The organism is Streptomyces himalayensis subsp. himalayensis (genome assembly GCF_013778455.1).
In the GTDB taxonomy this organism is placed as follows: domain Bacteria; phylum Actinomycetota; class Actinomycetes; order Streptomycetales; family Streptomycetaceae; genus Streptomyces; species Streptomyces himalayensis.
This window is the reverse complement of sequence record NZ_JACEHE010000008.1, coordinates 76,150-90,706: the sequence shown is the minus strand read 5'-3', so window position 1 is coordinate 90,706 and position 14,557 is coordinate 76,150. Positions and strand designations below refer to the sequence as shown.

At 70.9% G+C, this 14,557-nt stretch carries 14 protein-coding genes and 1 pseudogene; 7 read left to right on the top strand and 8 right to left on the bottom strand.

What is annotated here, in order from left to right; translation table 11 throughout:
• Positions 1–49 precede the first annotated feature (49 nt).
• The 3 genes and pseudogenes from H1D24_RS15380 to H1D24_RS15370 all read left to right on the top strand — a co-directional run bounded on the left by H1D24_RS15380 (position 50) and on the right by H1D24_RS15370 (position 2,605).
• A complete protein-coding gene (locus tag H1D24_RS15380) occupies positions 50–961 on the top strand; it encodes an SDR family oxidoreductase (protein ID WP_181658115.1) in 912 nt (303 codons plus the stop codon).
• Between the two features lie 318 nt (positions 962–1,279).
• Positions 1,280–1,539 (top strand): annotated as a pseudogene (locus H1D24_RS15375) (acyl-CoA dehydrogenase family protein); the annotation flags it as partial.
• A gap of 16 nt (positions 1,540–1,555) precedes the next feature.
• Complete coding sequence (locus tag H1D24_RS15370) at positions 1,556–2,605, top strand: Zn-dependent alcohol dehydrogenase (RefSeq protein ID WP_181658114.1); 1,050 nt, start codon at positions 1,556–1,558, stop codon at positions 2,603–2,605.
• A 45-nt stretch (positions 2,606–2,650) separates the two neighbouring features.
• Here the strand turns inward: H1D24_RS15370 and H1D24_RS15365 are convergent, their stop codons facing one another.
• Positions 2,651–3,817, bottom strand: coding sequence for a GlxA family transcriptional regulator (locus H1D24_RS15365; RefSeq protein ID WP_258564090.1), 1,167 nt, complete (start codon positions 3,815–3,817; stop codon positions 2,651–2,653).
• 191 nt (positions 3,818–4,008) lie between these two features.
• Here H1D24_RS15365 and H1D24_RS15360 point away from each other — a divergent pair, with 191 nt between their 5' ends.
• Positions 4,009–5,502, top strand: a complete 1,494-nt coding sequence (locus H1D24_RS15360; protein WP_258564105.1) for an MFS transporter — start codon at positions 4,009–4,011, stop codon at positions 5,500–5,502.
• Between the two features lies 1 nt (position 5,503).
• Here the strand turns inward: H1D24_RS15360 and H1D24_RS15355 are convergent, their stop codons facing one another.
• The 6 genes from H1D24_RS15355 to H1D24_RS15330 all read right to left on the bottom strand — a co-directional run bounded on the left by H1D24_RS15355 (position 5,504) and on the right by H1D24_RS15330 (position 11,498).
• Positions 5,504–5,902: a PIN domain-containing protein gene (locus H1D24_RS15355; protein ID WP_220136761.1), complete on the bottom strand. Its 399-nt coding sequence runs from the start codon at positions 5,900–5,902 to the stop codon at positions 5,504–5,506.
• Entirely contained in the window at positions 5,899–6,168 is a 270-nt protein-coding gene (locus tag H1D24_RS15350) for a hypothetical protein (RefSeq protein ID WP_181658113.1), read from the bottom strand. Before H1D24_RS15350 ends, H1D24_RS15355 begins: the two co-directional genes overlap by 4 nt.
• Positions 6,169–6,259: 91 nt before the next feature.
• The gene (locus H1D24_RS15345) at positions 6,260–6,880 is read right to left on the bottom strand and encodes a flavin reductase family protein (RefSeq protein WP_181658302.1); all 621 of its coding nucleotides are present in this window, start codon (positions 6,878–6,880) and stop codon (positions 6,260–6,262) included.
• Positions 6,881–6,924: 44 nt separating this feature from the next.
• A complete protein-coding gene (locus tag H1D24_RS15340) occupies positions 6,925–7,767 on the bottom strand; it encodes an enoyl-CoA hydratase/isomerase family protein (protein ID WP_181658112.1) in 843 nt (280 codons plus the stop codon).
• Between the two features lie 244 nt (positions 7,768–8,011).
• Positions 8,012–10,237: an acetate--CoA ligase family protein gene (locus tag H1D24_RS15335; RefSeq protein ID WP_181658111.1), complete on the bottom strand. Its 2,226-nt coding sequence runs from the start codon at positions 10,235–10,237 to the stop codon at positions 8,012–8,014.
• Between the two features lie 67 nt (positions 10,238–10,304).
• Positions 10,305–11,498 carry a flavin-containing monooxygenase gene (locus H1D24_RS15330; protein ID WP_181658110.1) on the bottom strand — a complete coding sequence of 398 codons (1,194 nt, stop codon included), beginning with the start codon at positions 11,496–11,498 and terminating at the stop codon, positions 10,305–10,307.
• 280 nt (positions 11,499–11,778) lie between these two features.
• Here H1D24_RS15330 and H1D24_RS15325 point away from each other — a divergent pair, with 280 nt between their 5' ends.
• Genes H1D24_RS15325 through H1D24_RS15315 form a run of 3 tightly spaced genes read left to right on the top strand, consistent with a single transcriptional unit; the run spans position 11,779 to position 13,610 of the window.
• A complete protein-coding gene (locus H1D24_RS15325) occupies positions 11,779–12,231 on the top strand; it encodes a DoxX family membrane protein (protein ID WP_181658109.1) in 453 nt (150 codons plus the stop codon).
• Complete coding sequence (locus tag H1D24_RS15320) at positions 12,228–12,686, top strand: Zn-ribbon domain-containing OB-fold protein (RefSeq protein ID WP_181658108.1); 459 nt, start codon at positions 12,228–12,230, stop codon at positions 12,684–12,686. Before H1D24_RS15325 ends, H1D24_RS15320 begins: the two co-directional genes overlap by 4 nt.
• A gap of 36 nt (positions 12,687–12,722) precedes the next feature.
• Positions 12,723–13,610: a GNAT family N-acetyltransferase gene (locus H1D24_RS15315; RefSeq protein WP_181658107.1), complete on the top strand. Its 888-nt coding sequence runs from the start codon at positions 12,723–12,725 to the stop codon at positions 13,608–13,610.
• Positions 13,611–13,628: 18 nt separating this feature from the next.
• Here H1D24_RS15315 and H1D24_RS15310 read toward each other — a convergent pair whose 3' ends face one another.
• Positions 13,629–14,285: a pyridoxine/pyridoxamine 5'-phosphate oxidase gene (locus H1D24_RS15310; protein WP_181658106.1), complete on the bottom strand. Its 657-nt coding sequence runs from the start codon at positions 14,283–14,285 to the stop codon at positions 13,629–13,631.
• Between the last annotated feature and the right edge of the window lie 272 nt (positions 14,286–14,557).

Here is a 14,557-nt window from a genome sequence, read left to right as displayed (position 1 = left end):
CGGGAATCGAATCTAACGGTCCGTCAGCAAACTCGGGAAGGGGCCGGACGTGGGGAACTTCTTGGCAGGCAAGGTCGTCGCGGTGACCGGCGCAGGGCGCGGTATCGGCCGGGCGGTCGCCCTCGCCGCGGCCGCGGAAGGCGCGAAGGTCGTCGTCAACGACTACGGCGTCTCGATCGAGGGCGCCCAACCGGCCAGCGAGATAGCCGATGCGGTGGTCAAGGAGATCGAGTCCGCGGGCGGAGAGGCGGTGGCGGTCGCCGACGACATCTCCACGATGACGGGTGGGCAGCGGCTCGTCGACGTGGCGCTGGCGGAGTACGGGCGGATCGACGGCGTCGTGTGCGTGGCGGGCATCCTGCGCGAACGCATGCTCTTCAACATGTCCGAGGAGGAGTGGGATCCCGTGGTGGCCACGCACCTCAAGGGCACCTTCACGGTCTTCCGCGCCGCCTCGGCGGTCATGCGCAAGCAGGGCTCCGGGGCGCTCATCGGCTTCACCAGCGGCAACCATCAGGGCTCGGTGTCCCAGGCCAACTACTCGGCGGCCAAGGGCGGCATCATCTCGCTCGTACGCAGCGCGGCACTCGGCCTGCACAAGTACGGCGTGACGGCGAACGCGGTGGCCCCCGTGGCCCGTACGCGCATGTCTGCGGGCGTCCCCATGGAGCTCAAGGAGATCGGCGAGCCCGAGGACGTGGCCGCTCTGGTCGTCTATCTGCTCAGCGACCGCGCGAAGGCGGAGAACATCACCGGGCAGGTGTACACGATCGCCGGCCCCAAGATCGCCGTGTGGGCGCAGCCGCGCGAGTTGCGCGCCGGGTACGCGGACGGCGCCTGGACCCCGGAGAAGATCGCCGACTTCCTCCCCGGCACGGTCGGCACGGACCCGATGCCGATGCTGGCCCGACTTGAGGAGATGGCGAGGGCGGCGGCAGCGAAGGAACGGCCGAACGCGTAGGGGTTTTCCGCTGTGGCGTCAGGGGGCTTGCATGTGTGGGCAGGTGCGCCGCTCCCGTAGTGGGCAGGCGTTCCGCAGGGCTGGGGACACCTCCCACGCCCACGCCCTTAAAGCTGCGCATGATGCGCTGGAACGCCCTTCGTACGCTGTGCAGTCCGGGCCAGGGTCGGGTTCGGGGTCGAGGTCAGGGCCAGGGTCGGGTTCGGGGGTCGAGGTCGGGTTTGGGGCCGGGGTCGGGGACGAGCTCCGGGCCGAGGGCGGGCTCCAGGGCGGGCGCGGGCTCCGGGCCGGGGGCGGGCTCAGACCCGGGGGGCGGGCTCAGACCCGGGTGCGCCGAGCGTCGCCAAGCTGCTGTGGGGCGGCTGGCACCAGCGGCTCGGCGAGCTTGCGATGCAGGTCCGAGGCGCCGCCGCTGCCGTGGGACTGCGGACTGGTCGCCGGACGCACCGTACGAACTCGACGCGCTGCAACGCCTGTTCCCCTTCAGCCGTGCCGACACGATCTACGGCGGCTCGGACGAGATCCAGCGCAACATCATCGCCGAGCGGGTGCTCGGCCTACCCAGGGAGCCGCGATGAGGAGCGTGCATCAGTGATGCGAGGCGTGATCTTCGACGGGAAACAGGTCCAGGTGGTCGACGACCTGGAGATACGGGAGCCGGGCCCGGGTGAGGTGCTCGTCCGGGTCTCCGCGGCCGGGCTCTGTCACAGCGATCTGTCGGTGGTGGACGGGACCATACCTTTCCCCATACCTGTGGTGCTCGGACATGAGGGCGCCGGTGTGATCGAGGCGGTGGGTGTGGGCGTCACCCATGTCCAGCCCGGTGACCATGTAGCACTGTCGACGCTGGCCAACTGCGGGGCGTGCGCGGAGTGCGACCGGGGACGCCCCACGATGTGCCGGAAGGCGATCGGCATGCCGCAGCAGCCGTTCGCACGGGACGGACGGCCGCTGTACCAGTTCGCGTCCAACTCGGCCTTCGCGGAACGGACGATCGTGAAGGCGGTGCAGGCCGTGCGGATCCCGCCGGGGATGCCTCTCACGTCGGCGGCGCTGATCGGGTGCGGGGTGCTGACGGGAGTCGGCGCCGTGCTCAACCGCGCGCGTGTGGACCGCGGCGACAGCGTGCTCGTCATCGGCACCGGCGGCATCGGCCTGAACGTCATCCAGGGTGCGCGGATCGCGGGCGCCCTCACGATCGTCGCGGTGGACGCGAACCCGGAGAAGGAGGCGGTGGCACGGCAGTTCGGCGCCACGCACTTCCTCACGTCGACGGAGGGCGCCAGGGACGTACTGCCGAACGGCGCGGACCACGCGTTCGAGTGCGTGGGGCGCGTGGAGCTGATCCGGCAGGCGATCGACCTGCTCGACCGCCACGGCCAGGCGGTCCTGCTCGGCGTCCCGCCCGCGACCGCCGAGGCGTCGTTCCTCGTCTCGTCCATGTACCTCGACAAGTCCATCCTCGGCTGCCGCTACGGCTCATCGCGTCCGCAACGGGACATCGCCCTGTACGCGGACCTGTACCGGGACGGCCGGCTGCTCCTGGACGAGCTGGTGACCACGACGTATCCGGTGGAGGACTTCGCGAAGGCGACCCAGGACGCCCGCGAGGGACGGGTGGCGCGGGCCGTACTGACGTTCTGAGCGTGGCGGTACTACCTCATGAAGCAGCCATGGTGGGCGTCCCCCTCATGAAGCAGCTCGGTCGGCAACCCCTTGGGCAGGCAGGTTGGCAGGCAGGTTGGCAGGCCGGTTCGCAGACGGGTTGGCGAGTTCGGCGGGCGGATTCGCAGGCGGGTTGGCGGGCGGGCTGGCAGGCAGTTCGGCGGGCGGATTCGCAAGGGGCTTGGCAGGCCGGTTGGCAGGTGGGTTTGTGGAACGGAAGGTGCGCCGGTAGACGGTCGGTGTGACGCCGAGAGCCGCCTGCAGGTGCTGGCGCATGGACTGGGCGGTGCCGAAACCGGCGTCATGTGCGATCTGGTCGACCGAGAGGTCGCTGGACTCCAGCAGCTGCCGGGCCCATTCCACGCGCTGCTGCGTCAGCCACTGGCCAGGGCTGACACCGGCCTCCTCACGGAACCGGCGCGTGAAGGTGCGTACCGACATCGACTCCTGCGCGGCCATGTCGCGCAGCTGGATGGGCTCGTGCAGCCGCTCCAGCGCCCAGGCGCGCGCGGCAGCCGTGTTCGCCTGCTGCGGTTCGGGGATCGGGCGCTGGATGTACTGCGCCTGCCCGCCGTCGCGATGGGGCGGTACGACGATGCGGCGCGCGACATCGTTGGCCACCGCCGTGCCGTGGTCCCGGCGTACGACATGCAGGCACAGGTCGATGCCGGCGGCTACCCCGGCCGAGGTCAGCACATCTTCGTCGTCGATGAAGAGGACGTCCGCGTCGACCTTGATCGAGGGGAAGAGCTGCTGGAAGTGTTCGGCGTGAGCCCAGTGTGTGGTCGCGGGCCGGCCGTCGAGATAGCCGGCAGCGGCCAGGACGTAGCCGCCGGTGCAGATGGAGAGAAGCCGGGTCCCCGGCCTCAGGTGGGCGAGGGCGGCGGCCAGTTCGTCCGTGAGCCGGCCCTCTTCGAAGACCGGGCCGAGCTCGTACGAGGCAGGCACGACGAGCGTGTCCGCGGTGGCCAGCGTCTCCGGCCCGTTCTGGACGAGGATGTCGAAGTCGGCGTCCGTACGCACCGGACCCGGCGGCCGGACGGAGCAGGTGACGACCTCGTACAGCCGTCGTCCCTCGGCATCCCGGGCGCGACCGAAGATGCGCTGGGGGATGCCCAGCTCGAAGGGGAGCAGCCCGTCCATGGCGAGGACGACGATGCGGTGTCTGCGTAGTGCGCGGACGGCAGTCATGGCCCGATCCTAGCGAAGGCTGTCCTTCGGGCCACTCGCTCACGGTGGCAGGGACAAGGAAGCTGTAGGGCGTGACGCAGAACGACGTGACCCCGACAACCACAGCGCCCGGCACCCAGGACGAGCCGCCGACCGCAGACCGCCCGAACCGTTCGACGGAGGGGGCCGGAAAGCCGGGCCCGGACCGTTCGATGGAGGGGGCAGGACAGTCGAGCCCGAACCGTTCGACCGATGGGGCAGGACAAGGGCTGGACCGGGGTGCCGGTTCCGGCCATGGTGCCGAACATGACGACCTGGCCGGCTCAGCCGATGCGAGCGGTGCGGGTCGTGCGACCGGCGCGACCGAGGCCAACCGCGCGCCAGGTGCGACCGTCGGGACCGGCGCAGCGGGCGCGCCCGCGCGCCCGCTGCGGACGCGCAGGCTGCCGGTTCACTGGGCCTGGTTCGTCGCGGCCGTCACCTTTGTGACGATCATCGGCGCTGCGGCCTTCCGCTCACTGCCGGGCCTTCTGATCGACCCTCTGCACCGGGAGTTCGACTGGTCGCGCGGCACGATCGGCCTCGCCGTGTCCGTCAACCTCGCGTTGTACGGCCTCACCGCGCCGTTCGCCGCGGCGCTGATGGACCGGTTCGGCATCCGGCGGGTGGTGGCCGTGGCGCTGACCGTGATCGCGCTCGGCTCCGGTCTCACGGTATGGATGACGGCGGCCTGGCAGCTGCTGTTGTGCTGGGGCGTGCTCGTCGGTCTCGGTTCCGGCTCGATGGCGCTCGCGTTCGCCGCGACCGTGACGAATCGGTGGTTCATCGAGCGCCGTGGCCTGGTCACGGGCATCCTGACGGCCGCGTCCGCGTCGGGACAGCTCATTTTTCTTCCCCTTCTGGCCTGGATCGTGGAGGAGCACGACTGGCGGCCGGCGGCTGTGACGGTGGCGCTCGCCGCGCTGGCGGTGGTCCCCTTCGTATGGCTGCTCCTGCGCGACCATCCGGCTGATGTGGGGCTGAAGCCGTTTGGCTCCGAGGTGTTCGTGGAGAAGCCCCCGCCCGTCCCCGGCGCTGCTCGGCGCGCGGTCAAGGTCCTTCTCTCCGCGGCGCGGACCGGCCCGTTCTGGCTGCTCGCCGGCACTTTCGCGATCTGCGGCGCCTCGACGAACGGCCTCATCCAGACACATTTCGTCCCGGCGGCCCACGACCATGGCATGCCCATCACGGCGGCGGCCTCGCTGCTCGCGGTCATCGGCGTCTTCGACGTCGTCGGCACGGTGGCCTCCGGCTGGTTCACGGACCGCTTCGATGCACGCCGCCTGCTGGCCGTCTACTACGCCCTGCGCGGCATCTCGCTCCTCTTCCTGCCGATGCTCCTCGCCTTCGGCGGCCCCTCCGTGCGCCCGCCGATGATCTTCTTCATCGTCTTCTACGGCCTCGACTGGGTCGCCACGGTCCCGCCCACGTTGGCCCTGTGCCGCGAGCACTACGGCGAGGACAGCGCGATCGTCTTCGGCTGGGTCCTGGCCTCCCACCAGGTGGGCGCGGCCCTGATCGCCTTCCTCGGCGGCGTCGCCCGGGATGTCTTCGGCTCCTACGACATGGTCTGGTACGCGTCGGGCGCGCTGTGTGCGGTGGCGGCGTTGATGGCGCTGGTGATCCGGAAGGGGCGCGCGATGGTGCCGGCGGTGGCGGGGGCGTAGGTCAGACGCGGATGACTTGGACGCCGGGGAAGGCGGTGAAGCCGTCGTCTTGGGTGATGACAGGGATGCTGTTGGCCCGGGCGGTGGCCGCGATCCAGGCGTCGTTGACGCGCGCCTTGGGCAGCCGGCGGCCGGACCTGACTATCTCGGCCATCATCTGCGACCAGACGGAGGCGACGATACGGTCGGGCACGAGGATCCGGTGCCCGGCTGCTGTGCGGAGGGTCGCGAGCCGACGCGCGCGTGTCTCCCCGTCGCGGGCTGTGCTGACGCCCAGACTCAGCTCAGCCAGTGTGATCGATGAGACCCCGAACCGTCGGGGCAGCGCCGCGGCCATGGGGCGGCCCGCCTCGCGGCCCACGAAGAAGCTGGTGTCTGCGAGGGCGAGTTCACTACTCACGACACGTCACCGGAGTCTCCGGAGGTGTACTCGTCCGAGCCGGAGAACAGGGCGTCGATCTCGTCCAGCATCTCGCGGTCAATGCCGCCACCGGACTCCCAGAACCGGATCATCTCCTCAGCTGTGAGGTAGGGCTTATCGCCCTCGATTACCTGGATCACCTCACCGTGATCCGTGATCTCGACCGGGTAGGGACCGGCGACGAGTTGCGTCAGGCGGTGGGGCTCGTGCAGCTCGGACACGTCGATGCGCGTGGGTTCGTTCATGCCTCGAAGGTAGAGGCCCCGCCACGCTCCGTAACAGCCCCCATCGTACGAATCACTCGCGCTGATGAGCGCCATCTGCGGAATCGAGGATTCAGTCGCTCAACCGTCCGAACCGCCCCCGATGGAACAGCAGAGGGTCCCCGGGGCCGTCGTCCAGCGTGCCCAGCGCGTTCACGCGCCCCACCACGATCAGATGGTCGCCGCCGGTGTGTACGGCCTGGATCGTGCAGTCGATCCAGGCAAGCGCACCGGAGAGGCGGGGCGAGCCGGACACCGGTGCCGGGTCGTAGTCGACGCCCGCGAACTTGTCAGCGCCGCTCACCGCGAAGCCGCGGCACAGGTCGCCCTGATGTGCTCCCAGGATGTTGACGCAGAAGACGCCTGCTCGTGCGATGCGTGGCCAGGTGGTCGACGTACGGGCCACCATGAACGCGACGAGTGGAGGATCGAGGGAGAGCGACGAGAAGGACTGGCAGGCGAAGCCCGCCGGGCCGTCCTCCTCCTCGTCGGCCGGGGCGGTGACCACGGTCACGCCGGTCGCGAAGCTCCCCAGTACGCGCCGGAACTCGGCCGCATCGACCGGCGCGCGCTCGTCGTCCCCGACCGCACGCAACTCCGGCCGCGGCAGCGCTTCGACGACGGCGGCGGCGGTGGGCGCCCCGACAGACCTGAGGTATCGGACGACGGTGGCCGCCATCCCTGCGTGTCCCATCACGTCACCCATTGAATCTGACGATTCGTCAGAAGTGAAGTCGTTCAGCGCCCCTTGTACGCCGGAGCGCGGCGCTCCACGAACGCGGTCACACCCTCCTGTGCGTCCGCCGTCGCCATGTTGATCTCCTGCGCGGCGGCCTCGGCCGCGAAGGCCGTCGCGCGGTCCGAGTCGAGCGAGGCGTTCACCAGGTGCTTGGTGAGGGCCAGGGCTCGGGTCGGGCCGGCGGCCAGCCGCTGTGCCCAGTCGCGGGCCGTCTTCTCCAGTTCGCCGGGCGGCACGACGCGGTTGACGAGCCCGAGCCGTTCGGCCTCGGCGGCAGGGAGCGAGTCGCCGAAGAACATCAGTTCCTTGGCGCGCTGCGGACCGATGAGACGAGGGAGGAGATACGCACCCCCTCCGTCCGGCACCAGTCCCCGCCGTACGAACACCTCGATGAACTTGGCGGATTCCGCGGCCAGTACGAGGTCGCAGGCGAACGCGAGGTGGGCGCCGATACCGGCGGCCGTGCCGTTGACGGCGGCGATCACCGGCTTCTCGCAGTCCAGGACGGCCGCGATCAGACGCTGGGCACCGAGCCGGATCGTCCTCGCCACGTCGCCCGGGATCCGCTCGGCGGTGGAGGGGGCCCCGCGCAGATCGGCTCCCGCGCAGAAACCCCTGCCGGTGGCGGTGATCACGACGGCTCGTACGTCAGGATCGGCGGAGGCGTCGGCGAGCAGCTGAATGATGCGTTCTCGCTGGTCCCAGGTGACGGCGTTCATGGCTTCGGGCCGGTTGAGCGTGATCCACAAGACGCCGTTGTCAGTGGCGTGCAGTACCAATGAATCGACGGATTTCTCGGGGGAGTCGTCGGGGGAGGGTGTCGTGAGGGGGGCGTTGGCCATGGGGGAGTGGCTCCGTTCGGTACGGCGGTGGGCTCGGGCGTGGTTGCGGGCGGGGGCATCGGCGTCGGCGCCCGCATGGGTACGGACGCGGGCATGCGTGCGGACGCGAGAATGGTCAGGGGTGCGGGCGTGGACCCGGGCAGGGGTGCGGAGGCGGGCATGGGCACGGGCGGCGCGAGCATGGGCAGGGGCGCGGGCCCCGGCGCCCGTGCCGCCGCCGGTTGCGGTGGATACGCGGGGAACCTCAGCGGCACACGGCCAGCGCGTCCAGCGCAACCGCCCCCTGCCCACGGGGCAGCACCATGAGCGGGTTGATGTCGAGCTCCGCGAGGTCGTCGCCGAGTTCGAGCGCCATCCGCTGAACGCGCAGCACGACCTCGACCAGCGCCTCCACATCGGCAGGGGGCGCCCCCCGGACCCCGTCGAGGAGGGCCCGCCCGCGCAGTTCGCCGAGCATGGCCCGTGCCTGGTCCTCGCCGAAGGGCGGCACGCGCACCGCCGCGTCCCGCATCACCTCGACGAGTACGCCGCCGAGGCCGACCGTCACGGTGGGCCCGAACAGCGGGTCCTGCGCGACGCCGACGACCATCTCGACGCCCCGCTCGACCATCTGGCACACGAGGACACCGTCCAGCGAGATGCCCTCGAAGCGGGCGATGTCGGTCAGCTCACGGTAGGCATCGCGGACCTGGCTGGCCGACGTCAGCCCCATCTTCACCAGACCCAGTTCGGTCTTGTGCCCGAGCTGAGCGCCCGACGCCTTCATCACCACCGGGTAGCCCACGAGCCCGGCGGCGCGCACGGCCGCGGCTGCGCTGGTCACCAGCTGCTCGCGCGGCACACGGATGCCGTAGGTGCGCAGCAGTTGCTTGGCCGCGTGCTCGCTCAGCTGGTGGCCAGGCCGCATCAGCGCCTGCGCCTTGCGGCAGGCGGGCGACGCGGTGCGGGGCGCCTCATCGAAGGGCGAGCGGTACGCGGTGGTGAACCGGTGGTGGTCCAGGTACGCGCGAACTGCGGTGATGCAGTTCGCGAAGGTCCGGAACGTGGCCACGCGCGAGGACCCGAGGAGGGTGTTGCGGTAGGCGTCCTCGGTGCCGACCGGCGATCCCCAGACCACGCACACCAGCTTGTCGGTCCGCTCCGCGGCATCCACCAGGTCCTGCGCGAGCTTGTCGCTCATCGGTGGGAAGGGCCCGGTGATCGGGCAGATCAGTACGCCGACGGAGGGGTCGTCGAGGATCGCATCGATGATCTTGCGTCCGCGCCAGTCGCCCACGGGGTGCCCGCCGTTGTCGACGGGATTGGCGACGTTCAGATACTCGGGTATCCACTGGTGCAGTTCGGCCTGCTTCGCCTCGGAGAGCGTCGGCAGTTCGAGCCCGGCCTCCGTCGCCAGGTCCGAGAAGTGCGCGCCCGTGCCGCCCGAGATCGAATAGACGACGACCCCGTCGGCCTCCGGTCTGCGGGCCCGTGCCAGCAGGGCCGCGGTGTCCTGGAGTTCGTCGAGCCCGTCCACGCGGATCACGCCGTACTGCCGCATCGCCGCGTCCACCACCGTGTCCGCGCCGGTCAGCTTGCCGGTGTGTGAGGCGGCGGTCCGGGCACCGGTCTCCGTGCGGCCGACCTTGACCGCGACGACCGGCACTCCCCGCCGGGCGGCCCGGTCTGCGGCGAGCAGGAAGGAGCGTCCGTCCTTGAGGCCCTCGACGTAGCAGGCGATGGCGCCGACCTCGGGCTGCTCGGCGAAGTAGGAGATGAAGTCCGCGGTCTCCAGGTCGGCCTCGTTACCCGTCGGTGCCCAGTGGGAGAGGCGGATGCCCAGTTCCTGCAGGGCGAAGACGGGGCGGCCCTGGTGCCCGGACTGTGTGATCAGCGCGATCGCCGGTCCGTCCAGGTCCTCGCGGAACTGCTCGAAAGCGTTGAGGTTGGTGTTGGGGCCCAGCAGCCGTATGCCGGAGCGTTCGACGGCGGCGGCGAGCCGGTGCTGGGCGTCCGCGCCCGCCTCGCCGGTCTCGGCGAACCCGGAGGCGAAGGCCACCGCGAACTTCACCTTGGTTTCGGCGAGTTCCTCGATCACGGGAAGGGGGTCCGCGACGAGCAGTACGGCCAGGTCGACCTGTTCGGGCAGGTCTCTGATGGAAGGGAAGCACGGTATGCCGAAGACGGACTGACGGGTCGGGTGCACCGGGTGCAGCCGGGCGCCGACCCGCTCGGCCCAGGAGAGCAACTGCCTGGTGATGCCCGTGTTCGGCCGCCCCTCGGTGTCCGAGGCGCCGACGACGGCCACGGACTCGGGGCGGAAGAGGCGGTCCAGGTCGGGCACGGCGGCGTTCAGCGGCCGTCCGCTGACATCCAGGTCGCCGGCCGTCGCGGCGCTGCCGTGCACGGCAGGCGGCAGGGTCTCGCCGCAGGCCACGACGCGCGTGCGGCGGGAGTCGGTGGTCAGGGTGCCGTATGTCGATCCAAGCATCGGTCCGCCCGCTCCTGTGTGACAGTCAATAACTGACGCATAGTCAGATTACTGAACTGACGCCCAGTCAGGAACGGGTCGGCGCCGACGCTCTTCCGGCGATCGCCTTGGCGATCTTCTCCGCGTCGATGGCCAGTTCGCGGAGCATCCCGCTGATGGGATTGGTGAATCCGGTGAAGTAGAGGCCGGGGGCGTTCTCCGGCGTGCGTGCGCCGTGGACCACCGGGCGGCCTCGCCCGTCGAGTACGTCGAGGTGGCCGACCAGTTCCTGCAGCCCCTGGGTGTAGCCGGTGGCCGCGATGACGGCCTCCGGGCCTATGCGGCTGCCGTCCGCGAGGACGACCTTGCCGTCCTCGAAGGACTCGACGGCCGCCACCGGTTCGACGCGGCCCTTGCGTATGGCGTCGATCAGGCCGACGTCCTGCACCGGGATGGAGCCCTCGTTGACGCGGGAGTACAGCCCTGTGTCCGGTCGCGGCAGGCCGTGTTCCGTCAGATCGGGGACGCTGATCTTCGCCAGGGTCCGGGCGAGGCGGTCGACGACGGCGACCGGCAGCCGACGCACCAGGATGCCGGTGAACTGGGCCGCCCAGCCCGCCGTGGACCGGCGCACGATGTGCGGTGCCGTGCGGACCGAGAGCCGCACCCGCGAGGCGCCGCCCTCGACCAGGTCGACGGCTATCTCGGCGCCCGTGTTGCCGACGCCGACGACGAGGACGTCGCGGCCGGCGTAGGGCGCGGCGTTGCGGTAGTCGGAGGCGTGCAGCAGCTCGCCGGCGTACGAGCCGCGGCCGGGCCAGTCGGGCAGGCGCGGGGTGTGGTTGTGGCCGGTGGCGACCACGATGGCGCTGCCCGTCAGTTCGCGTCCGCCCGTGGCGTGCAGCAGCCAGCCCGAGCCGTCGGGGGACGGCTCCACGCGGGACACCTCGACCCCGGTGACGATCTCGAGTTCGTGGTGCTGGGCGTACTTCTCCAGGTAGCGGACCACGTTGCCGCGCGAGACCCACCGCCCGAAGGAGCGCGGCATGGCCAGTCCCGGCAGGGCGGACAGCCGCCGGGTGGTGTGCAGATGGAGGCGGTCGTAGTGCCGGCGCCAGGAGGCTCCGACGTGCTCCGTCCGCTCGAGTACGACGGCTCGTACGCCCCGAGACCGCAGCGCGAAGGCCGCGGCAAGCCCGCCTGGCCCGCCGCCGATCACGTAGACGGGGCGGTCTTCGTGGTGCGGCACCGAGGGGCGTGCGGGGGTGGTCGAGTCGTTCATGGGCGGGAGCGTATCGGCGTTGCCCCTGGTAGGGACATGGTCGAGGCGGAAACCGATTGCGAATCGATCACGGGCGTCAACCGGGCTCTTGCGAGTCCCTTTCCGTGCCCGGAGGTACCGCGTGCGCACGCGGAGCCGCCGGCGCGAGCGTCGGCAGGGCTCTTGTCAGGCGCGTCCTGATGCGCTGAACTGACGTACCGTCAGGTACTTGCCGTCGGCAACACCCTCGGGTGTCGGTAGTGCCGTCGGGATAGCGTCCAGCAGTGGGAGGAACCCGCCCATGGAGTCCATCTGGCTCACCGGTGCGGAATGGCTCGCCGTGCTCCGTATCGGACTCGGTCTGTGGTGGCTGGAGAGCTGGCGGCACAAGGACAAGAAGGGCTGGTTCGAGCGGGGCACGGGGATCGCGTGGGCGGCGGACGTCGCCGCGAAGCACAGATGGAACGCGGTACGCAGCGGCTTCGACACGGTCGTCGCACCCCGGCCCAAGGTCATGGCGTATGTCGTCGTCTATGCCGAACTCGCACTCGGCCTCGGCCTGATCCTCGGCTTCTTGACGCCGATCGCCCTGGTCGGCGGGCTGCTGCTCAACGTCCTCTACCTCGTCCTCATGATCCATGACTGGGCCGAGCAGGGACAGAACTCGATGATGGCGCTGATCTCGTTCGTCGCGCTCTTCGGCATGTCCTGGCAGACCTGGTCCCTCGACAGCGCGATCGGACTCTTCGGATGACGCCGGCAAGCGCGGCCCCGCGGTTCGACCTCCCCGAACCCGACGCGTTCACCCGCCCCTACTGGGAGGCGGCGGCCGAGGGCCGTCTGCTGGTGCGCCGCTGCCGTGCCTGCGGCCGCGCCCACCACTACCCCCGCGAGTTCTGCCCGCACTGCTGGAGCGAGGACACCGACTGGGAACGGGCGAGCGGCCGCGCCACGCTCTACACCTGGTCCGTGGTCCACAGGAACGACCTGCCGCCCTTCGGTACGCGCACGCCCTACGTCGCCGCAGTCGTGGACCTCGAAGAGGGGCCGCGGATGATGACGGAGGTGGTGGACTGCGAGGAGGGGGCGCTGCGGATCGGAATGAGGCTGGAGGTGGCGTTCCGGGCCGTGGCGGGCGATGACTTCGTGGTGCCGGTGTTCCGGCCCGCGGCGGCCGGGGACCAGGGGCACGGGCAACCCCGAAATTAGCTTCCGCCGTACCTGCGGCTCCCGCCACCATGAGGTATGGCCGCACCCTCGTATGACATCGACTGGCAGCTGACCAGCGACCTCGACGACTTCATGGACCGCGCCGGGGACTTCCTGCGCGCTGATCCCGTCCTGCACACCGTGCTGCTGACCGTCACCGAGAACCTGCGAGTGCGCGGTCGTCATGTCTATGGCGCAGGCGAACCGCTGTTCGGCACGCTCTCGGTACGGGGTGAGGTCGTCGGTGCCTTCCTCTGGACGCCGCCGTTTCCGGTTCAGCTCACGTCCGTACCGGCGGAGGCCGCGGCTGCCCTGGCGGAGCGGCTGGCCGACCGGACCGCGGATGTGCCCGGCGTGGCGGCCGAACAGGCGACCGCCGACGCGTTCGGGGTGGCTTGGCAGAAGCGCACCGGTGCGGTCCCCCGTGTCGGCCTCCGCCAGCGCCTCTACCGGCTCGAGAAGCTCACGCCGCCGGAGCCCGTGCCGCCCGGCCGCGCCCGGGTCGCAGGCGAAGGCGACCGGGAGTTGCTGAAGCGCTGGCACACCGAGTTCAGCGAAGCCGTCGGCGACGGGCCCGGCATGGACCCGGGCGAGTGGGCCGACAGCCGCCTCGCCTACGGCGGCGTCACGCTCTGGGAGACACCCGACGGCACCCCGGTGTCCATGGCGGGCGCAACCCGGCGCATCGCGGGCATGGTCCGCGTCGCCCCCGTCTACACCCCGCGGGCGCTGCGCGGCCGCGGCTATGCGGGTGCCGCCACCGCCGAGGTGAGCCGCGCCGCGCTGGCCGCGGGCGCCGACGAGGTGCTGCTCTTCACCGACCTCGCCAACCCCACCAGCAACGGTCTCTACCAGCGCATCGGCTACCGCCCCGTACAGGACTCCCTGGTCTGCCTCTTCACGGCGGCCACAGCGGCCGTCTGACCCAGCCCGTCTGCCTCGTCACGGCCACAGCAGTTGTTTGACCCAGCCCGACCCGGTCCGGCGGTACGTGAGCCGGACGTGGCGCCGCCGCTCGTCGCCCTGGAAGAACTCCACCTCGTCCGGGGCGACCCGGTACAGCGTCCAGGACGGGGCAGCGGCGTCCGGTTCGCGCTGGGCGCGCTCCCAAGCCACCTCTGAGGCCCGCGTCAACTCCTCGGTCGACTCCAGGACTTCGCTCTGGCGCCCCACCAGTGCGGCCGCCAGTGCGCCGGTCGAGCGGGCGTGCAGATCCGCCTGGCTCTCCTCCGGCGGCGCCACCGTGACGGGGCCGCGGACACGGACCTGGCGGCCGTGGACGGGCCAGTAGAACCCCAGGGCCGCATACGGGCGCGCGGCCAGCTGCCGGCCCTTGCGGCTGGTCGAATGTGTCGCGAACGACCAGCCCTCCGCGTCCGCCCCGTGCAGCATCACCGTGCGGACGTCGGGCAGACCGTCCTCGTCCGCCGTCGCCAGGGCGACGGTGTGCGGTTCGGTCTGGCCCGCAGTCACGGCCTCGGCGAACCACTGCTCGAACAGCGGCAGCGGTTCGGCGGGCGCGGCGGACGGGTCGAAGCCGGGCAGCTCCGTGTCCCACACCCGCAGTGATCTCAGCAATTCGTGAAGATCCGTTCCCATGCGCCTGAGTATCCCCCTGGCACCGACAGCGCTCCCCTGGAGGCCACGGAAGCCTCGGAGGCCCCGGAAGCCCTCGGCCTCGGATGCCTCGAGCCCCGGAAGCCTCGGATGCTTCGAGCCCCGGATGCCTCGTGCCCCGGAAGCCTCGGAGGCCTCGTGCCTCCGAAGCCTCGAAATCCCCGTATGCCTCGTGCCTCGGAAGCCCCCCGAGGCCCGGATGCCTCGGGCCCGGAAGCCTCGGGTGCCTCGGGCCCGGGAAGCCCCGGATGCCT

Coding starts and splice junctions, on each gene's coding strand:
- H1D24_RS15315 (WP_181658107.1), top strand. CDS start 12,723: ATGGCCGCACCCTCGTATGACATCGACTGGCAGCTGACCAGCGACCTC.
- H1D24_RS15350 (WP_181658113.1), bottom strand. CDS start 6,168: ATGAACGAACCCACGCGCATCGACGTGTCCGAGCTGCACGAGCCCCAC.
- H1D24_RS15335 (WP_181658111.1), bottom strand. CDS start 10,237: ATGCTTGGATCGACATACGGCACCCTGACCACCGACTCCCGCCGCACG.
- H1D24_RS15310 (WP_181658106.1), bottom strand. CDS start 14,285: ATGGGAACGGATCTTCACGAATTGCTGAGATCACTGCGGGTGTGGGAC.
- H1D24_RS15370 (WP_181658114.1), top strand. CDS start 1,556: ATGCGAGGCGTGATCTTCGACGGGAAACAGGTCCAGGTGGTCGACGAC.
- H1D24_RS15340 (WP_181658112.1), bottom strand. CDS start 7,767: ATGGCCAACGCCCCCCTCACGACACCCTCCCCCGACGACTCCCCCGAG.
- H1D24_RS15360 (WP_258564105.1), top strand. CDS start 4,009: ATGGAGGGGGCAGGACAGTCGAGCCCGAACCGTTCGACCGATGGGGCA.
- H1D24_RS15365 (WP_258564090.1), bottom strand. CDS start 3,817: ATGACTGCCGTCCGCGCACTACGCAGACACCGCATCGTCGTCCTCGCC.
- H1D24_RS15345 (WP_181658302.1), bottom strand. CDS start 6,880: ATGGGACACGCAGGGATGGCGGCCACCGTCGTCCGATACCTCAGGTCT.
- H1D24_RS15320 (WP_181658108.1), top strand. CDS start 12,228: ATGACGCCGGCAAGCGCGGCCCCGCGGTTCGACCTCCCCGAACCCGAC.
- H1D24_RS15330 (WP_181658110.1), bottom strand. CDS start 11,498: ATGAACGACTCGACCACCCCCGCACGCCCCTCGGTGCCGCACCACGAA.
- H1D24_RS15325 (WP_181658109.1), top strand. CDS start 11,779: ATGGAGTCCATCTGGCTCACCGGTGCGGAATGGCTCGCCGTGCTCCGT.